This is a genomic window from Pseudomonas sp. BS3767, assembly GCF_900099665.1.
Lineage (GTDB): Bacteria > Pseudomonadota > Gammaproteobacteria > Pseudomonadales > Pseudomonadaceae > Aquipseudomonas > Aquipseudomonas cerasi.
Genome location: NZ_FNCX01000012.1, coordinates 105109 through 119786, shown reverse-complemented (window position 1 = coordinate 119786; position 14678 = coordinate 105109). Strand labels below are relative to the sequence as shown.

Below are 14678 nucleotides of genomic sequence, written 5' to 3'. Positions count from 1 at the left end.
CGACAGGCTCGTCAGAGCGGTATACTCGTGGGCTATTTTTGAACATCGACACAAGGACTCGCCCATGAAAGCGTTCGGCAAAATCCTGGGGCTGTTTATTCTCGGGTTGTTGCTGATCATCGTGGCTCTCGGCTTCGCCCTGACCCACCTGTTTGATCCCAACGACTACAAAGACGAGATTCGCCAGCTGGCACGCGACAAGGCCAACGTCGAGCTGACGCTCAACGGCGATATCGGCTGGAGCCTGTTTCCCTGGCTCGGCCTGGAATTGCACGACGCCCATGTCGCCACCCTGACCGCTCCCGATCAGCCGTTCGCCGATGTGCAGATGCTCGGCCTGTCCGTACGCGTCCTGCCATTGCTTCGTCGCCAGGTACAGATGAGCGACATTCGCGTCGAAGGCCTGAACCTGACCCTGCATCGCGATGAAAACGGTCATGGCAACTGGGAAGACATCGGCAAGCCTGCCGTGGCAAGCACTGAAACATCTGGCGAGACAACACCTGCCCCGGCTCCGGACGCGCCCAAAACGGATCGCCCTTCCCAGCCGATCCGCCTGGATATCGACAGCCTGACCGTCAACAACGCCCGCGTGGATTACAGCGATGCCCGAAAAGGCAGGACCTTCATGGCCGAGAGCATTCAGCTGAGTACCGGGCCGATTCGTGAGGCGTCCGATATCCCGATCAAACTGACGGCCTTTCTAAGCACCAACCAGCCCGTCGTGCGCGCCAAGACCGAGCTGGTCGGCGAGCTGCGCATGGACCGCGTGCTCAAGCGTTATCAATTCGAAGACATGCGCCTGTCCGGTGAAGTCGCCGGCGAGCCGCTGCAAGGCAAGACCGTGACCTTCTCGGCGCAGGGCCAGTTGCTCGTTGACCTGGCTGCCAATATCGCTGAATGGAACAGCCTCAAAGTCTCGGCCAACCAGTTGCGTGCACTCGGCGAACTGCGCGCCCGCGATCTGGACAAAACGCCACAGATCAGCGGCGGCCTGTCCATTGCCCAGCTCGATCTGCGCGCGTTCTTCGAGAACATCGGTCAGCCGTTGCCAGCCATGTCCGAGGGCGCGCTGAGCAAGGTTGAAATGGTCACGCGCCTGGCGGGTACGCCTACCAGCCTTGCGCTGGACAACCTCAACCTGAAAGTCGACGACAGCACCTTCACGGGTCGCATCGCCGTGGACGACTTCGCCAAACAGGCGCTGCGTGTCCAGCTCAAGGGCGATACCTTCGACGCCGACCGCTATCGTCCGGCTGAGAGCGAAGAAAGCAAAGGTGCCAAGGCCGCGCGCAAATCCGAGGTTCAGTCCGGTGAAGCCGCCGCTGCTGCGGGTGATTCACCGCTGCCCGAACAACCGACCAAGGCCGCCTGGAGCACTGCCAGGCTGCTGCCGCTGGAGCGCTTGCGTACGCTGGATGTCGAGGCTGACCTGAGCTTCGGCAAACTGACCCTGAACAAACTGCCCATCGACAACGCAGCGTTCAAGACCCAGGCCAACGGTGGCCTTATCAAGGTCGATACGTTGAGTGGCGACCTGTACAACGGCAACTTCGAGGTCAAGGGCAATCTGGATGCGCGTCCGGACACGCCTGTGGCCACGGTGCAGACGCGCATTGCCAAAGTACCGGTCGAACGCATTCTGGAAAGCCAGGGCCAGACGCCGCCAGTGCGTGGCCTGCTGAACCTCGACAGCAACCTGACCGGTACAGGCAACAGCGAAAAAGCCCTGATCGACAGCCTGAACGGCACCGCCAGTTTTGCGCTCAATAACGGCGTACTGGTCAATGCCAACCTGGAGCAGCAGCTGTGCAAGGGTATTTCGATCCTCAACCGCAAGACGCTTAGCGGCGAACCGCGCGCCAAGGACACCCCTTTCCAGCAGCTCAACGGCAATCTGGTGATACGCAACGGCGTGGCCAGCAATCCGGACCTCAAGGTTCGTACGCCGGGAATGGCCGTCAACGGTAACGGCGACGTCGACCTGCGCGTACTGGGCATGAATTACCGCGTCGGCATCATTGTCGAAGGCGACAAGAGCGATATGCCGGACCCGGCCTGCGAGATCAATCCGCGCTTTGTCGGCATCGAGTGGCCGGTGCAGTGCCGCGGCCCTCTGGAACTGGGCGCCAAGGCTTGCCGTCTGGACAAGGAAGGTGTCGGCCAGATCGCTGCGAAACTGGCGGGCGACCGGATCAGCGAGAAGCTCGAGGACAAGCTGAACGACAAACTCGGTGACAAGGTCAGCCCCGAGCTCAAGGACGCCCTCAAGGGACTGTTCAAGCGCTAGGGCAACGTGAACTGCTCAGGAGCGCCCTCGCGGCGCTCCGCTGGCACGACCGTTCATATCACCACCCATATCCAGACGAGAGCCCTCCAGGCCATGCAACCCGAACAATTCTCCAGCGCCGTGCTGGACTGGTACGACCGTCATGGCCGACATGACCTGCCCTGGCAACAAGACATCACGCCGTACCGGGTCTGGGTGTCGGAAATCATGCTGCAGCAGACCCAGGTCAGCACCGTTCTGAATTACTTCGACCGCTTCATGGAGGCCCTGCCGACCGTGCAGGCGCTGGCCGACGCGCCCGAGGACGAAGTGCTGCACCTGTGGACCGGGCTGGGTTACTACACCCGCGCCCGCAACCTGCAGAAAACGGCAAAAATCGTGGTCGCCGACCATGGCGGCGAGTTTCCCCGCGATGTCGAAAAACTCATTCTGCTGCCCGGCATCGGCCTGTCCACCGCAGGCGCGATTGCCAGCCTGAGCATGGGCATTCGCGCGCCGATCCTCGATGGCAACGTCAAACGCGTGCTGGCGCGCTTCACCGCGCAAGAGGGCTACCCTGGCGAACCGAAGGTGGCCAAACAGCTGTGGGCCACCGCTGAACGCTTCACGCCGCACCGCCGGGTCAACAACTATACCCAGGCGATGATGGACCTGGGGGCCACGCTCTGCACCCGCAGCAAACCGAGCTGCCTGCTCTGCCCGCTGGAGCGCAGTTGTGAGGCGCACATGCTGGGCCTGGAAACGCGCTACCCGATCCCCAAGCCGCGCAAGACCGTGCCGCAGAAACGCACGCTCATGCCGATGCTCGCCAACGAAGACGGCGCGATCCTGCTTTATCGTCGACCTTCCAGCGGCTTGTGGGGCGGCCTGTGGAGCCTGCCGGAACTGGATGACTTCGATGACCTTCAGCACCTGGCCATCCAACACGCGCTGCAACTGGGCGAGCACCATGAAATGCCGGGGCTGATCCACACTTTCAGCCACTTCCAGTTGAGCATCGAACCCTGGCTGGTCAAGGTCCAGGAGTCCACCGATCACGTGGCCGAGGCCGACTGGCTCTGGTATAACCTCGCCACCCCGCCACGCCTGGGCCTTGCCGCCCCGGTGAAAAAGCTGCTCAAACGCGCAGCCGACGTATTGAACGCAGGAGAGTCGTCATGACCCGCACCGTAATGTGCCGCAAATACAAAGAAGAACTGCCCGGCCTGGAACGCGCCCCGTATCCGGGCGCCAAGGGCGAGGACATCTTCAACCACGTCTCGCAGAAAGCCTGGGCCGACTGGCAGAAACACCAGACCCTGCTGATCAACGAGCGTCGCCTGAACATGATGAACGCCGAAGACCGTAAATTCCTCCAGACCGAGATGGACAAGTTTCTCTCCGGCGAAGAATACGCCCAGGCCGAAGGCTACGTTCCCCCCGAAAAATAAAGCGTTTCACGCAGTGAAGGTCGTAAGCGTCGGTAATAATTCAAATTTTTTAAAAAACACGCTTGACGACCTCCTGAAAAACACGTCTAATGCGCCCCGTTGCCCAGATAGCTCAGTCGGTAGAGCAGGGGATTGAAAATCCCCGTGTCGGCGGTTCGATTCCGTCTCTGGGCACCACCTTTCGTTTTCAGGTGATGCCAAGCACACCTGAAAGCACACAAGAAGCCCGCCTCGTGCGGGCTTTTTGTTGTCTGGTTTTTTTGAATGACAGACGTGTCTGCACCCTGCGCGCGCAGAAGAGACCAGTAGAATCAGACTACTGCACGTGTCGACTCTTCCTGCGCCGCACGTCGGCCGCCATCCGGCTTATTCGCTTGCCCGCATTTCGCGGCGCGTGACAAGGTAGCCAAGCCTCGGCAAACCAAAACCCGCTAATTCCAAAGGCTCCAAGCGCGACGCCTCAAGCGGAAAATAATCATTATTTACGACGCAAGGACGACACCCTACTATGGTGTCACCTATAAGGATTATAGGCAGCATGAAAAACAGGCAGCCCTTGTGGAGCAAGCAGCAACTTGAGGATCTTGTTCATGTCCTGGCAAGAGACTCCTCCAAAGTCGTTTTTCGCGAGCATTGCCTGGAGCGCCTCTATGAGCGCGGCATAACCGCCACGGAGGCCCTGAGATGCCTGCGTCGAGGAGCAATCATCCGAGGGCCTACGTACAGCGAGAAGCATGGCAACTTCGAGTTCCGGATGAGCGAGCTCGCGCCGAGAGATGTTGTCTGCATGGTAGTAGCCGTCAATCCAAGTCCTGAGCCTGACGAGCTTTTCGCAATTACGGTGTGGGAGGTATGAAAATGTACAAATATAAAGGCAGTGGACTGGACGGCATCTTCTTGAAAAATGGTTATACGATCCTCGAAACGCCATACGGCGAAGGTGTGAAGATCGAAGATATCGACGGACTTCATCGAGCGATAGCTGTGGATATCATTGGCCAGAAAACGCCAATGACCGGGCGTCAGTTTCGCTTTTTGAGAAAGGAGCAGGACCTCATTCAGGAGGAGGCTGCAGCCATTTTCCGGGTCGATGTGCAGACCATTGCCAACTGGGAAAAGCGCGAATCTCAAGAAATACCGGGACCAGCTGACGTTGCCATGAGGGCTTTTTACGCTGCCTATATCCACGCCAATTTTGGTCCGATCATCTTCGAACGAAATGCACAACCCCACGAAGGAGCCGCGTTCGAATTGGACGGAACACAGTGGAAAGAGTCCGAGCTGAAAGTCGCTTGACTCACAGGGTGATTAGTCTGGCGGCATGTAAAGGTGCCGTTCAAGGCAACACTTCAGAAGATCACAACAGCCTTCTGCTACTCATACCCGCCATCCAGAGCCCTGCCACCGCCATCCCATTGAACTAATTTTCCCCGCCCACCCTCGAAGCCATACATTTGCTTCCACAAGGAAAATTCCGTGCTCAAGTTAACCGCCTCCGCCCTCATCCTCGCCGCCACTCTGGGTCTGGCTGCCTGCGACAGCAAATCCGAACAGAAGGCACAGGACGCTCAGGCGCATCAGGAGAAATCCCAGGAGAAGATGGAGTCTGCTCAGGACAAAGTGAACGAAGCGGCCAAAGAGAACACCGAAGCGGCCAAGGATAAAGCCGAGTCCAAGGAAGCGGCTGCCGAAGAGTCGAAGACCTTCGTGCCGACCTCCGAAGTGACCAACACCATTCAGCCTGAAAAAAAGTAAAACAGTGAAAACTCTTCACAAAGTTTTCACAGCGGCCGCGTCATTGTAGAGCTGCTCCCAAGTGTGAATCCTTAAGCCCGCTCCCCCATCGCGGGCTTTTCTTTGTCCGGAATTTGGCGAGCAGCCCCTATGCGCACCAGCCCCGCACTTATTGCCGCATGCTTTTGTCGACAAATCAGCTCCGCGCGCGTCTCTGGCGCCAAAAAATACTTGATTTATTTTTTCAATTGTTGCAATGCGCATTCATGCTGCAGCCTTTCGAGTCGATAGCCTCATCACAGTAGGTCCGCAAACACACCGAGGGGCACGTTATGTTCGGAAATAAGAACAAAGCTGAGCTGACGGCCATGAAGGCCCAGGTAGATGGACTCAACGGACTGACAAGCGCGCTGGAAAAGTCGATGGCGGTGGTCGAGCTGAGCCTCGATGGCAAGATCCTACGGGCCAACGATAACTTCCTCGCGGCGATGGGCTATCGCGCCGAAGAGCTGGCAAGCAAGACGCATCGCGACTTCTGCGAACCGGAGATGCTCCGCAGCCGCGAGTATGCTGACCTCTGGGCATCCCTGAAGGCCGGGAAATTTATCTCCGGCACCTTCAAACGCGTTGGCAAGAACGGTCACAGCGTCTGGCTTGAAGCCAGCTACAACCCGGTCGTTGACGCGCAGGGCAACGTCGTCAAGGTGGTCAAGTACGCCTTGGATGTCACCGCACGCGTGATGCTGGAGAACGAAACCAACAGCAAGCTGGCAGCGGTAGACCGCGCGATGGCTATCTGCGAATTCGAGCCCAACGGCAATGTGATTACGGCCAACAACAACTTCCTGAACGTCATGGGCTATGCGCTGAACGAGATTAAGGGTAAACACCACCGAACCTTCTGCGAGCCGGCACTGGTCAACAGCCCGGAGTACGCCGAGTTCTGGCGCAAGCTGAACCACGGCGAGTTCATCGGCGACCAGTTCAAACGCATCGGCAAACAGGGTCGGGTTGTCTGGCTGGAAGCGACGTACAACCCGGTTTTTGATGTCGACGGCAAACTCTACAAAATCGTCAAGTTCGCCAGCGACATCACCCACCGCGTTGAAAAACAGGAAGCGGACGCACACGGTGCATCGCGCGCTTACCATATCTCGGCAGAAACCGAGAAAGTGGCTGAACAGGGAACCTTGGTCATTCAAGACACGGCGCGGGAGATGCGCCAAATCTCCGAAAACATCGGTGCATCGGCAAAGCTGGTGAGTCAGCTGGGTGATCGCTCCGAGCAGATCACCGCCATCGTCAACACCATTCGCGGCATTGCCGATCAGACCAACCTGTTGGCGCTCAACGCAGCCATCGAGGCGGCTCGGGCGGGTGACCAGGGCCGCGGGTTTGCCGTGGTGGCCGACGAAGTCAGGCAACTGGCGGGACGTACCAGCGGCTCGACCACCGAGATTGCCGAAATGATTGGCAAGATCCTCGCCGAAACACGCGAAGCCGTGGCAAGCATGGGCGCGACTCAGGAAGGAGCCATTCGCGGTGTGATACTGGCAGACCAGGCCGGGCAGGTCATCGTGCAGATCCGCGATGGCGCAAGCGATGCGGTCGAAGCCGTCAGCATGTTCGCCAACCGCATGGATGAAGCCGAAGCGTTCGCAAAGCCGGGCAAACGGTGACGCGTCGGTAACACCCCGCAAATCAAAAACCCGCGCGCTGCGGGTTTTTTATCGCCCACCAATTACCGCACAAACCTTGGTTATCGGGCTCGTCTGCGCTTCAATAGCGGCCATTGCACCTCACGCCAGCCAAAGGACCGCTCATGGCCTCGCCAGACAAGCAGCAAAAACGTGCCAAGCGCGCAAAGATCAAGGCCAAGCAGAACCGCTCGGACAAGGCTGCAACCAGCCTGGTTCATCCGGTGTTTGCCTCGGCACTGGTCAACCAGCCGTTCGATGACGTCGAACTCGACCTCAATACCTTCGACTTCAGCGACATTGTCGAGAACGGTTTTGACCCGGCTGACTACGACGACCTGTTCACGGCCATGAAGCAAGCGGAGGCCATCAGCCAGCTGGCGCTGTGCGTCGTCTTCCTGCAATACCCGGTGCTGGCACTGGTGATTTCCGAAGAGGACGAGGACCCGGCCACGGACTTTATGATGGGCCTGCTTATCGTGTACCGCGCGATGTACCACGATGAGGACGAAGACAGTGCAATCGAGTGGATCGAAAGCCCTGCCTTCCAGAAGGATTACACGCTGGCGTCCGACCTGCTGATGAAGAGAGACACCAGAGCCGCACGCTGATGCAAGATCGTGCCAATGCGCGGCATTGGCACGAGCGTCATCCGCCCAAGGGCGCGTCAACCCAGCGCAGCAGCGCCCACGCGACCGGCCTTGCGGCGACGCGATACGATCAGGCCAGCGCCGATCACCAACAGGCTGAGTACGCCGGTGGCGACGATTTCGAGGCGATGCTCTTCCTGCAGCAGCATGATGGTCAGCACCGCGACGATGAACGCGATCACAGCCCAGGTCAGCCATGGGAACAGCCACATCTTGAAGTCGATGGCCTCGCCTGCAGCAATGCGCTTCTGGCGCATACGCAGCTGCGACACCGCGATCACCAGATACACCAGCAATGCGATGGCACCGGAGCTGGCGAGCAGGAAATCGAATACGGCCGCAGGCGCGATGTAGTTGGCGAACACGGTCAGGAAAGCCGCCGCAGTCGACATGAGCACCGCCCAGTGAGGCGTACCGCCCTTGCTGGTGCGCTTCGACACGGCAGGCGCATCGCCGCGCTTGCCCAGCGAGAACAGCATGCGCGAAGCGGTGTACAGGGCCGAGTTCAGGCAGCTGGTCACAGCAACCAATACCACCAGGTCAACAATCAACTTGGCGTTCGGAATGCCCATTGCATCGAGCACGGTCTGATAAGAACCCACCTCGGCCAGGCGCGGGTCGTTCCACGGCACCAGCGACACCACGATGAAGATCGAAACCAGATAGAACAGGAAGATCCGCCAGATCACCGAGTTGGTGGCCTTGGTGATCTGCTTGCCAGGGTTCTTGGACTCGGCCGCTGCGATGGTCACGATCTCGGTGCCCATGAACGAGAACATGGTGGTCAGCATCGCTGCCAGCACTGCGCCCATACCGTTGGGCAGGAAGCCGCCGGTGTCGAACAGATGGCTGACACCGCTGACGTTGCTGGTGGGCAGCAGACCGAAGATCGCCGCAACACCCAGCACCACGAACGCGATGATCGCCACGACCTTGATCAGCGCGAACCAGAACTCGAACTCACCGTAGTTCTTCACGCTGAACAGGTTGGTCGCCGTCAACACCAGCGTGATGACCAGCGTGAACATCCAGATCGCGATGTTGGGGAACCAGGCGTGCAGGATGGTTGCAGCAGCGTTGGCCTCCAGTGGAATCACCAGCACCCAGAACCACCAGTACAACCAGCCGATAGTGAAACCGGCCCAGTGACCGATAGCGCGGTCGGCATAGGTTGAAAACGAACCGGTGTCAGGCGAGGCAACGGCCATTTCGGCCAGCATGCGCATCACCAGCACCACCAGCGTACCCGCAGCGGCATACGCCAGCAGCACGGCAGGGCCGGCTTCGGCAATCGCGTGGCCGGAGCCGACGAACAAACCGGCGCCAATCACGCCAGCAATCGACAGCATCGTAATGTGTCGAGGTTTCAGCCCTTGTTCGAGCTCGGAAGAGTTAGCGGTACTGCTCATAAAACCACCTGTGCAAGACGAGCGAGGCACACCGGAGCGTTACGTAAAAAGAAACCTACGGTGCCGTTCTTTATATTTGACGCAAGAATTGCGCCAAAATATTTCGAAAACGACGTCGCTTAGAGAATACGAGGCCTGTGGCTTGACCCGTGAAACATGCAAGACGATGGCTTTTCTTAGCTGTCTGTAGGATTTGTTACCAAACGCCTCAGACTCGTCTACATGCACGCACCAAAAATGCCCCAAACCTTCTTCCAAGCGCAAACATGGTGCAGAAATCAGACCGCCGCTCAGCAAATGCTACTTCCAACACCAGGCCAAAGCTGGCAACATCGCGCCTTTTTCGCGCACGCCCCTGTTTTACAGGGCATCATGCTTGCCTTCTTGCGACCGTCCGCTGCCCGGATGAGACAACCCGTCGAGCGCCTCCACGCTGGACGCCAGACGTCGATGGTTGTCCTTTAAACGCTGTGCTAGCTTGGCGTTCGCTGGCAGCCAGCGCGCACACTTCAATGAGGACCCCACATGGCCGAGGCCACGCCCGCCCTGGAAATCCGCAACCTGCACAAGCGCTACGATCAGCTTGAGGTGCTCAAAGGCATCTCGCTGACGGCTCGCGACGGCGACGTCATATCGATCCTCGGCTCCTCCGGTTCCGGCAAGTCCACGTTGCTGCGCTGCATCAACCTGCTGGAAAACCCGCATCAGGGCCAGATTCTGGTGGCCGGCGAAGAATTGAAGCTCAAGGCCGCGCGCAACGGCGACATGATTGCCGCCGATAACCGGCAGATCAATCGCTTGCGCAGCCAGATCGGCTTCGTGTTCCAGAATTTCAACCTGTGGCCGCACATGAGCGTGCTCGATAACATCATCGAAGCCCCGCGTCGCGTGCTCGGTCAGAGCAAGGCCGAGGCCATTGCGGTGGCTGAAGAATTGCTGGCCAAGGTCGGTATCGCCGACAAGCGCCATGCCTACCCCGCGCAACTTTCCGGCGGACAGCAGCAACGCGCCGCCATTGCGCGTACGCTGGCCATGCAACCAAAGGTTATCCTGTTCGACGAGCCGACCTCGGCCCTCGACCCGGAGATGGTTCAGGAAGTACTCGGCGTCATCCGCGCACTGGCTGAAGAAGGCCGGACCATGCTGCTGGTGACCCACGAAATGAATTTTGCACGTCAGGTATCAAGTGAAGTGGTGTTTTTGCATCAGGGAATGGTCGAAGAACAGGGCACACCGCAGCAAGTGTTCGAAAACCCGCTGTCGGCAAGGTGCAAACAATTCATGTCGAGTCACCGCTAACGGAGCAACACCCATGCAGTCGTACAAAAAGATCTTGCTGATCGCAGCGGCCACCCTTGCCTTCAGCGGCAGTGCCTTTGCTGAAACAATGAAAATGGGCATCGAAGGTGCCTACCCGCCGTTCAACAACAAGGACGCGAGTGGCCAGGTGGTGGGCTTCGACTATGAAATCGGCCAGGCCCTGTGCGCCAGGATGAAGGTCGAGTGCGAAGCGGTGACGTCAGACTGGGACGGCATCATCCCGGCGTTGATGGCCAACAAGTTCGACTTCCTGATCTCGTCGCTGTCGATCACCGAAGAACGCAAGCAGGTGGTCGATTTCACCAACCCGTATTACTCGAACAAGCTGCAATTCATTGCGCCGAAAACCTCCTCGATCGACGTATCGAGCACTGAAAAAGCCAAAGAGAGCCTTGCCGGCAAGTCAGTGGGTGCACAGCGCTCGACACTGGCCGCCACTTGGCTGGAAGACAAGCTCGGGATCATGGACGCCAAGCTCTATGACACTCAGGAAAACGCCTTCCTCGACCTGTCCTCCGGTCGCGTCGACGCCATGCTGGCCGACAAATACGTCAGCTTCGAGTGGCTGAAAAGCGAAGCGGGTCAGAACTTCGAGTTCAAGGGCGAGCCTGTCGTTGAAGACGACAAGATCGGCATCGCCGTGCGCAAGGGTGACGACGCCCTGCGCGAGCGCTTGAACGCGGCCCTGAAAGAAATCATCGCTGACGGCACCTACAAGAAGATCAACGACAAGTATTTCCCTTTCAGCATCCTCTGATTCACCTGACCGCGTCGCCGCCGCTTCCTGTCGAAGCGCGGCGACCGGCCCTGACAAAGCCTGCCCATGAACATTGATCTCCACGGATTCGGCCCGGCCCTTGCGGCTGGCGCGCTGATGACGGTCCAGCTTGCACTCTCGGCCCTGTGCCTGGGGCTGATACTCGGACTGCTCGGTGCCTTGGCCAAGACCTCGCCCTACAAGCCACTGCAATGGCTGGGCAGTACCTACTCGACCCTGGTACGCGGCATTCCCGAACTGCTTTGGGTGTTGCTGATTTACTTCGGCACCGTCAACGGCATGCGCGCTCTGGGCAACCTGTTCGACATTCCTGACCTGGCCCTGAGCGCCTTTGCTGCCGGGGTCATCGCCCTGGGCATTTGCTTCGGTGCCTACGCGACCGAAGTGTTTCGCGGCGCGATTCTGGCCATCCCCAAAGGCCATCGTGAAGCCGGGCTGGCGCTGGGCATGTCACGCTCGCGCATCCTCTTCAAACTGGTCCTGCCGCAGATGTGGCGCATCGCCCTGCCCGGTCTGGGCAACCTGTTCATGATTCTGATGAAAGACACCGCGCTGGTCTCGGTGATCGGCCTGGAAGAAATCATGCGCCACGCGCAGATCGCCGTGGGCTTCACCAAGCAGGCGTTCACCTTCTATATGGTCGCAGCCTTCATGTACCTGGGCCTGACCGTGCTGGCCATGGCCGGCATGTACTTCCTTGAGAAGCGCGCCAGTCGCGGCTTTCTGAGGAGCGCGTCATGAACTGGGAAGTCATCATCAAGTGGCTGCCACGCCTGGCACAGGGCGCAACCTTGACCCTGGAGCTGGTGGCGATTGCCGTCATCGCCGGGCTGATCCTCGCCATCCCGATGGGCATTGCCCGTGCATCGCGTCACTGGCCGGTGCGCGCCCTGCCCTACGCCTACATCTTTTTCTTCCGCGGCACGCCGCTGCTGGTGCAACTGTTTCTGGTCTATTACGGGCTGGCGCAGTTCGAGTCGGTGCGCCAGAGTGCGTTGTGGCCGTACCTGCGCGACCCGTTCTGGTGTGCCGTGGTGACCATGACCCTGCACACCGCCGCCTACATCGCCGAAATCCTGCGTGGCGCCATGCAGGCGGTGCCGCCAGGTGAAATAGAAGCGGCACGGGCGCTGGGCATGTCGAAATGGAAGGCGCTGTTCTACATCGTCCTGCCACGCGCAGCACGCATCGGCCTGCCGGCCTACAGCAACGAAGTGATCCTGATGCTCAAGGCCAGTGCGCTGGCCAGCACCGTCACCCTGCTGGAACTGACCGGCATGGCGCGCACGATCATCGCCCGCACCTACCTGCCGGTGGAAATCTTCTTCGCCGCCGGCATGTTCTACCTGGTCATGACCTTCGTGCTGGTGCAGGGCTTCCGGCTGCTGGAAAAACTATTGCGTGTAGACGCAAGCCAGGGTCGCTGATATGAAAGGTGCTGGCGTCGATCCAGTCAGCACCTTGCCACACGAGGCCGCCACCATGCCCTCTGAACCTCGCTTGCAGGATGAACACCTCAGCAGCCACTTTGGTGCGCTGGACAGCTTCCTGTTCGCGCATCAGGCCTTGTGGCGACCCAAGCCGTTCACGCATCTGGCCCTGCCATGGGAAGACAAATACCCTGACCTCGCGCACTGGCTGCGACAACGCACGCTGGAACAGGCCGAGGCCGCGCACAATCACCCGGAACACCTCGACGCGCCCTTCCCGTTCAAGCAACTGGCCGCCGAAGCCGTCGCACTGAGCCACGTCGCCGAACTGCCCGTGCATGCGCTGCAGCCGGTCGAGCCGCGCATGAGCGTCGATGTGCCGGGGCGCAAGTGGCAGCAGATCGAAGCCTTCGCCAGCCATCTGGACATGCGTGACAGCACAACTCACTGGCTGGACTGGTGCGCTGGCAAAGGCCATCTGGGGCGCCGCCTGACCGGGCCCGGCCAGCGTCTGACCTGTCTGGAGCACGACCCGGCGCTGATCGAAGCAGGCCTGGCCCTGAGTATGCGGCAAGGCATCGACGCCAGACATGTGCAGCAGGATGTCATGGCCGACGACACGTGGCGCTACCTGCAACCCGAACACACGCCTGTGGCGCTGCATGCCTGCGGCGACCTGCACATTCAGTTGATGGAGCTGGCCAGCCAGACCGGCTGTCGGCACATGGCGATTGCGCCGTGCTGCTATAACCGCACCCGGCACGACCTTTATCAGGCGCTGTCCAGCGAGGGCAAGGCGTCCGGCCTGAAGCTGTCGCGAGACGAGCTGGGTCTGCCACTCAGTGAAACCGTGACAGCCGGCGCGCGCGTACGCCGTCAACGCGACATCTCGATGGCCCGTCGCCTGGGCTTCGACCTGCTGCAGCGCCGCCTGCGCAGCATCGATGACTACTTGCCCACACCGTCGCTGCCAACGTCCTGGCTGGATGCGTCCTACGCGGACTACTGCAACCATCTGGCAAAACTCAAGCATCTGCCTGCACCGGGTCAACAGGACTGGTCTGCGCTGGAGGCCGCTGGCTGGAAAAGACTGGCCGAAGTGCGCAACCTGGAACTGGTCCGCGATCTGTTTCGGCGTCCGCTGGAGATGTGGCTGGTGCTGGACAGAGCGATGTATGTGCGTAAGCAGGGTTACAGCGTGAGCGTTGGCACTTTCTGTGACAGCCGGATTACACCGCGCAACCTGCTGATTCTGGCTCGAAAATCGTGACGTAAATCGATTGAGCAACCTGTGGATAAGTCTGTTGATGAAAATGTGGATGAGTGCGTTAAAGCTTGGCGCGCCAGTTACTGAAGCCCCTTATTTTTTTCCGCAATCCTTCCCGTAACCCGCAAAAACAATGCCTTGCGGCTCAATGCACCCGACTGCACACAATTACCCGACTGCGCAAATCTTTATCAGCAAATTGTGCATAAAGATTTGGTAAAGGCTCTGGCGCAAGCGTTTTGCGCGGCCCAATCGTGCACACGCAGACGCCTGTGCACGAGCTGTCCGGCGTAAGATTTCAGACCTCTTCGACACACTCCAGCGAGCGCTCGACCATGACCTTGGCCATTTCCAGCATGTGCATGGAAGCGAACGCCAGATCGCGTTGCGAACCGGTCAGCTCATCGCCGAGTTCGTGAGCGGTGGCCGATGCGCAGCGCAGAAAATCCAGCGCGTGCACCAGGGTGGCTTCCAGGCTGATGAAGTCGAACTTGCTGTCGTGGGGTTCCTTGGCCGGTCGGGAGATTGGCAGGTAACACTCCATGGCGCGCTTGACCACAGCCTTGTCGAAGACCGGTGCGGCGCTGGACGGTTTGTTGGGCGGATCGGGGGTTACTTTGACCATGCTTAGCTCTCTCCTCAATGGAACTGCCACTGGGTCGCGACTAAACGA

The 14678-nt window shown here is 59.4% G+C and carries 15 protein-coding genes, 1 tRNA gene and 1 pseudogene; 15 read left to right on the top strand and 2 right to left on the bottom strand.

The window, feature by feature from the left end; translation table 11 throughout:
* Positions 1-64 precede the first annotated feature (64 nt).
* The 10 genes and pseudogenes from BLR16_RS26170 (at position 65) to BLR16_RS26130 (ending at position 7762) form a co-directional block, all read left to right on the top strand.
* Complete coding sequence (locus tag BLR16_RS26170; RefSeq protein ID WP_092194610.1) at positions 65-2290, top strand: AsmA family protein; 2226 nt, start codon at positions 65-67, stop codon at positions 2288-2290.
* 93 nt (positions 2291-2383) lie between these two features.
* Entirely contained in the window at positions 2384-3451 is a 1068-nt protein-coding gene (gene mutY / locus BLR16_RS26165; RefSeq protein ID WP_074807112.1) for an A/G-specific adenine glycosylase, read from the top strand.
* The gene (locus BLR16_RS26160; protein ID WP_002555777.1) at positions 3448-3720 is read left to right on the top strand and encodes an oxidative damage protection protein; all 273 of its coding nucleotides are present in this window, start codon (positions 3448-3450) and stop codon (positions 3718-3720) included. Before mutY ends, BLR16_RS26160 begins: the two co-directional genes overlap by 4 nt.
* Positions 3721-3821: 101 nt before the next feature.
* A tRNA-Phe gene (locus tag BLR16_RS26155) sits at positions 3822-3897 on the top strand.
* A 361-nt stretch (positions 3898-4258) separates the two neighbouring features.
* Positions 4259-4576 (top strand): DUF4258 domain-containing protein, encoded by a 318-nt coding sequence (locus tag BLR16_RS26150; protein ID WP_058400059.1) that lies wholly within the window; start codon positions 4259-4261, stop codon positions 4574-4576.
* Positions 4573-5016, top strand: coding sequence for a helix-turn-helix domain-containing protein (locus tag BLR16_RS26145; protein WP_003372222.1), 444 nt, complete (start codon positions 4573-4575; stop codon positions 5014-5016). The genes BLR16_RS26150 and BLR16_RS26145 overlap by 4 nt, the downstream gene beginning before the upstream one ends.
* Positions 5017-5196: 180 nt before the next feature.
* Positions 5197-5475: a lipoprotein gene (locus BLR16_RS26140; protein ID WP_003318312.1), complete on the top strand. Its 279-nt coding sequence runs from the start codon at positions 5197-5199 to the stop codon at positions 5473-5475.
* 311 nt (positions 5476-5786) lie between these two features.
* Positions 5787-6563 (top strand): annotated as a pseudogene (locus BLR16_RS29415) (PAS domain-containing protein); the annotation flags it as partial.
* A gap of 63 nt (positions 6564-6626) precedes the next feature.
* Entirely contained in the window at positions 6627-7133 is a 507-nt protein-coding gene (locus BLR16_RS29410) for a methyl-accepting chemotaxis protein (protein WP_230081986.1), read from the top strand.
* A gap of 143 nt (positions 7134-7276) precedes the next feature.
* Entirely contained in the window at positions 7277-7762 is a 486-nt protein-coding gene (locus BLR16_RS26130; protein ID WP_074807109.1) for a hypothetical protein, read from the top strand.
* A 56-nt stretch (positions 7763-7818) separates the two neighbouring features.
* On the opposite strand, the gene gabP is transcribed toward BLR16_RS26130, so the two are convergent.
* A complete protein-coding gene (gabP, locus tag BLR16_RS26125) occupies positions 7819-9210 on the bottom strand; it encodes a GABA permease (RefSeq protein WP_065348840.1) in 1392 nt (463 codons plus the stop codon).
* 525 nt (positions 9211-9735) lie between these two features.
* Between gabP and BLR16_RS26110 the strand changes: the two genes are divergently transcribed.
* The 5 genes from BLR16_RS26110 to BLR16_RS26090 all read left to right on the top strand — a co-directional run bounded on the left by BLR16_RS26110 (position 9736) and on the right by BLR16_RS26090 (position 14008).
* Positions 9736-10509, top strand: a complete 774-nt coding sequence (locus BLR16_RS26110; RefSeq protein ID WP_074807106.1) for an ABC transporter ATP-binding protein — start codon at positions 9736-9738, stop codon at positions 10507-10509.
* Between the two features lie 13 nt (positions 10510-10522).
* Positions 10523-11287 (top strand): ABC transporter substrate-binding protein, encoded by a 765-nt coding sequence (locus BLR16_RS26105; protein ID WP_002555783.1) that lies wholly within the window; start codon positions 10523-10525, stop codon positions 11285-11287.
* Positions 11288-11353: 66 nt separating this feature from the next.
* Positions 11354-12049, top strand: coding sequence for an ABC transporter permease (locus BLR16_RS26100; RefSeq protein WP_003434735.1), 696 nt, complete (start codon positions 11354-11356; stop codon positions 12047-12049).
* A complete protein-coding gene (locus BLR16_RS26095; RefSeq protein ID WP_003372237.1) occupies positions 12046-12735 on the top strand; it encodes an ABC transporter permease in 690 nt (229 codons plus the stop codon). Before BLR16_RS26100 ends, BLR16_RS26095 begins: the two co-directional genes overlap by 4 nt.
* 1 nt (position 12736) lies before the next feature.
* The gene (locus tag BLR16_RS26090; protein WP_074807103.1) at positions 12737-14008 is read left to right on the top strand and encodes a methyltransferase; all 1272 of its coding nucleotides are present in this window, start codon (positions 12737-12739) and stop codon (positions 14006-14008) included.
* Between the two features lie 295 nt (positions 14009-14303).
* Here BLR16_RS26090 and BLR16_RS26085 read toward each other — a convergent pair whose 3' ends face one another.
* A complete protein-coding gene (locus tag BLR16_RS26085; RefSeq protein ID WP_003434742.1) occupies positions 14304-14630 on the bottom strand; it encodes a DUF6124 family protein in 327 nt (108 codons plus the stop codon).
* Between the last annotated feature and the right edge of the window lie 48 nt (positions 14631-14678).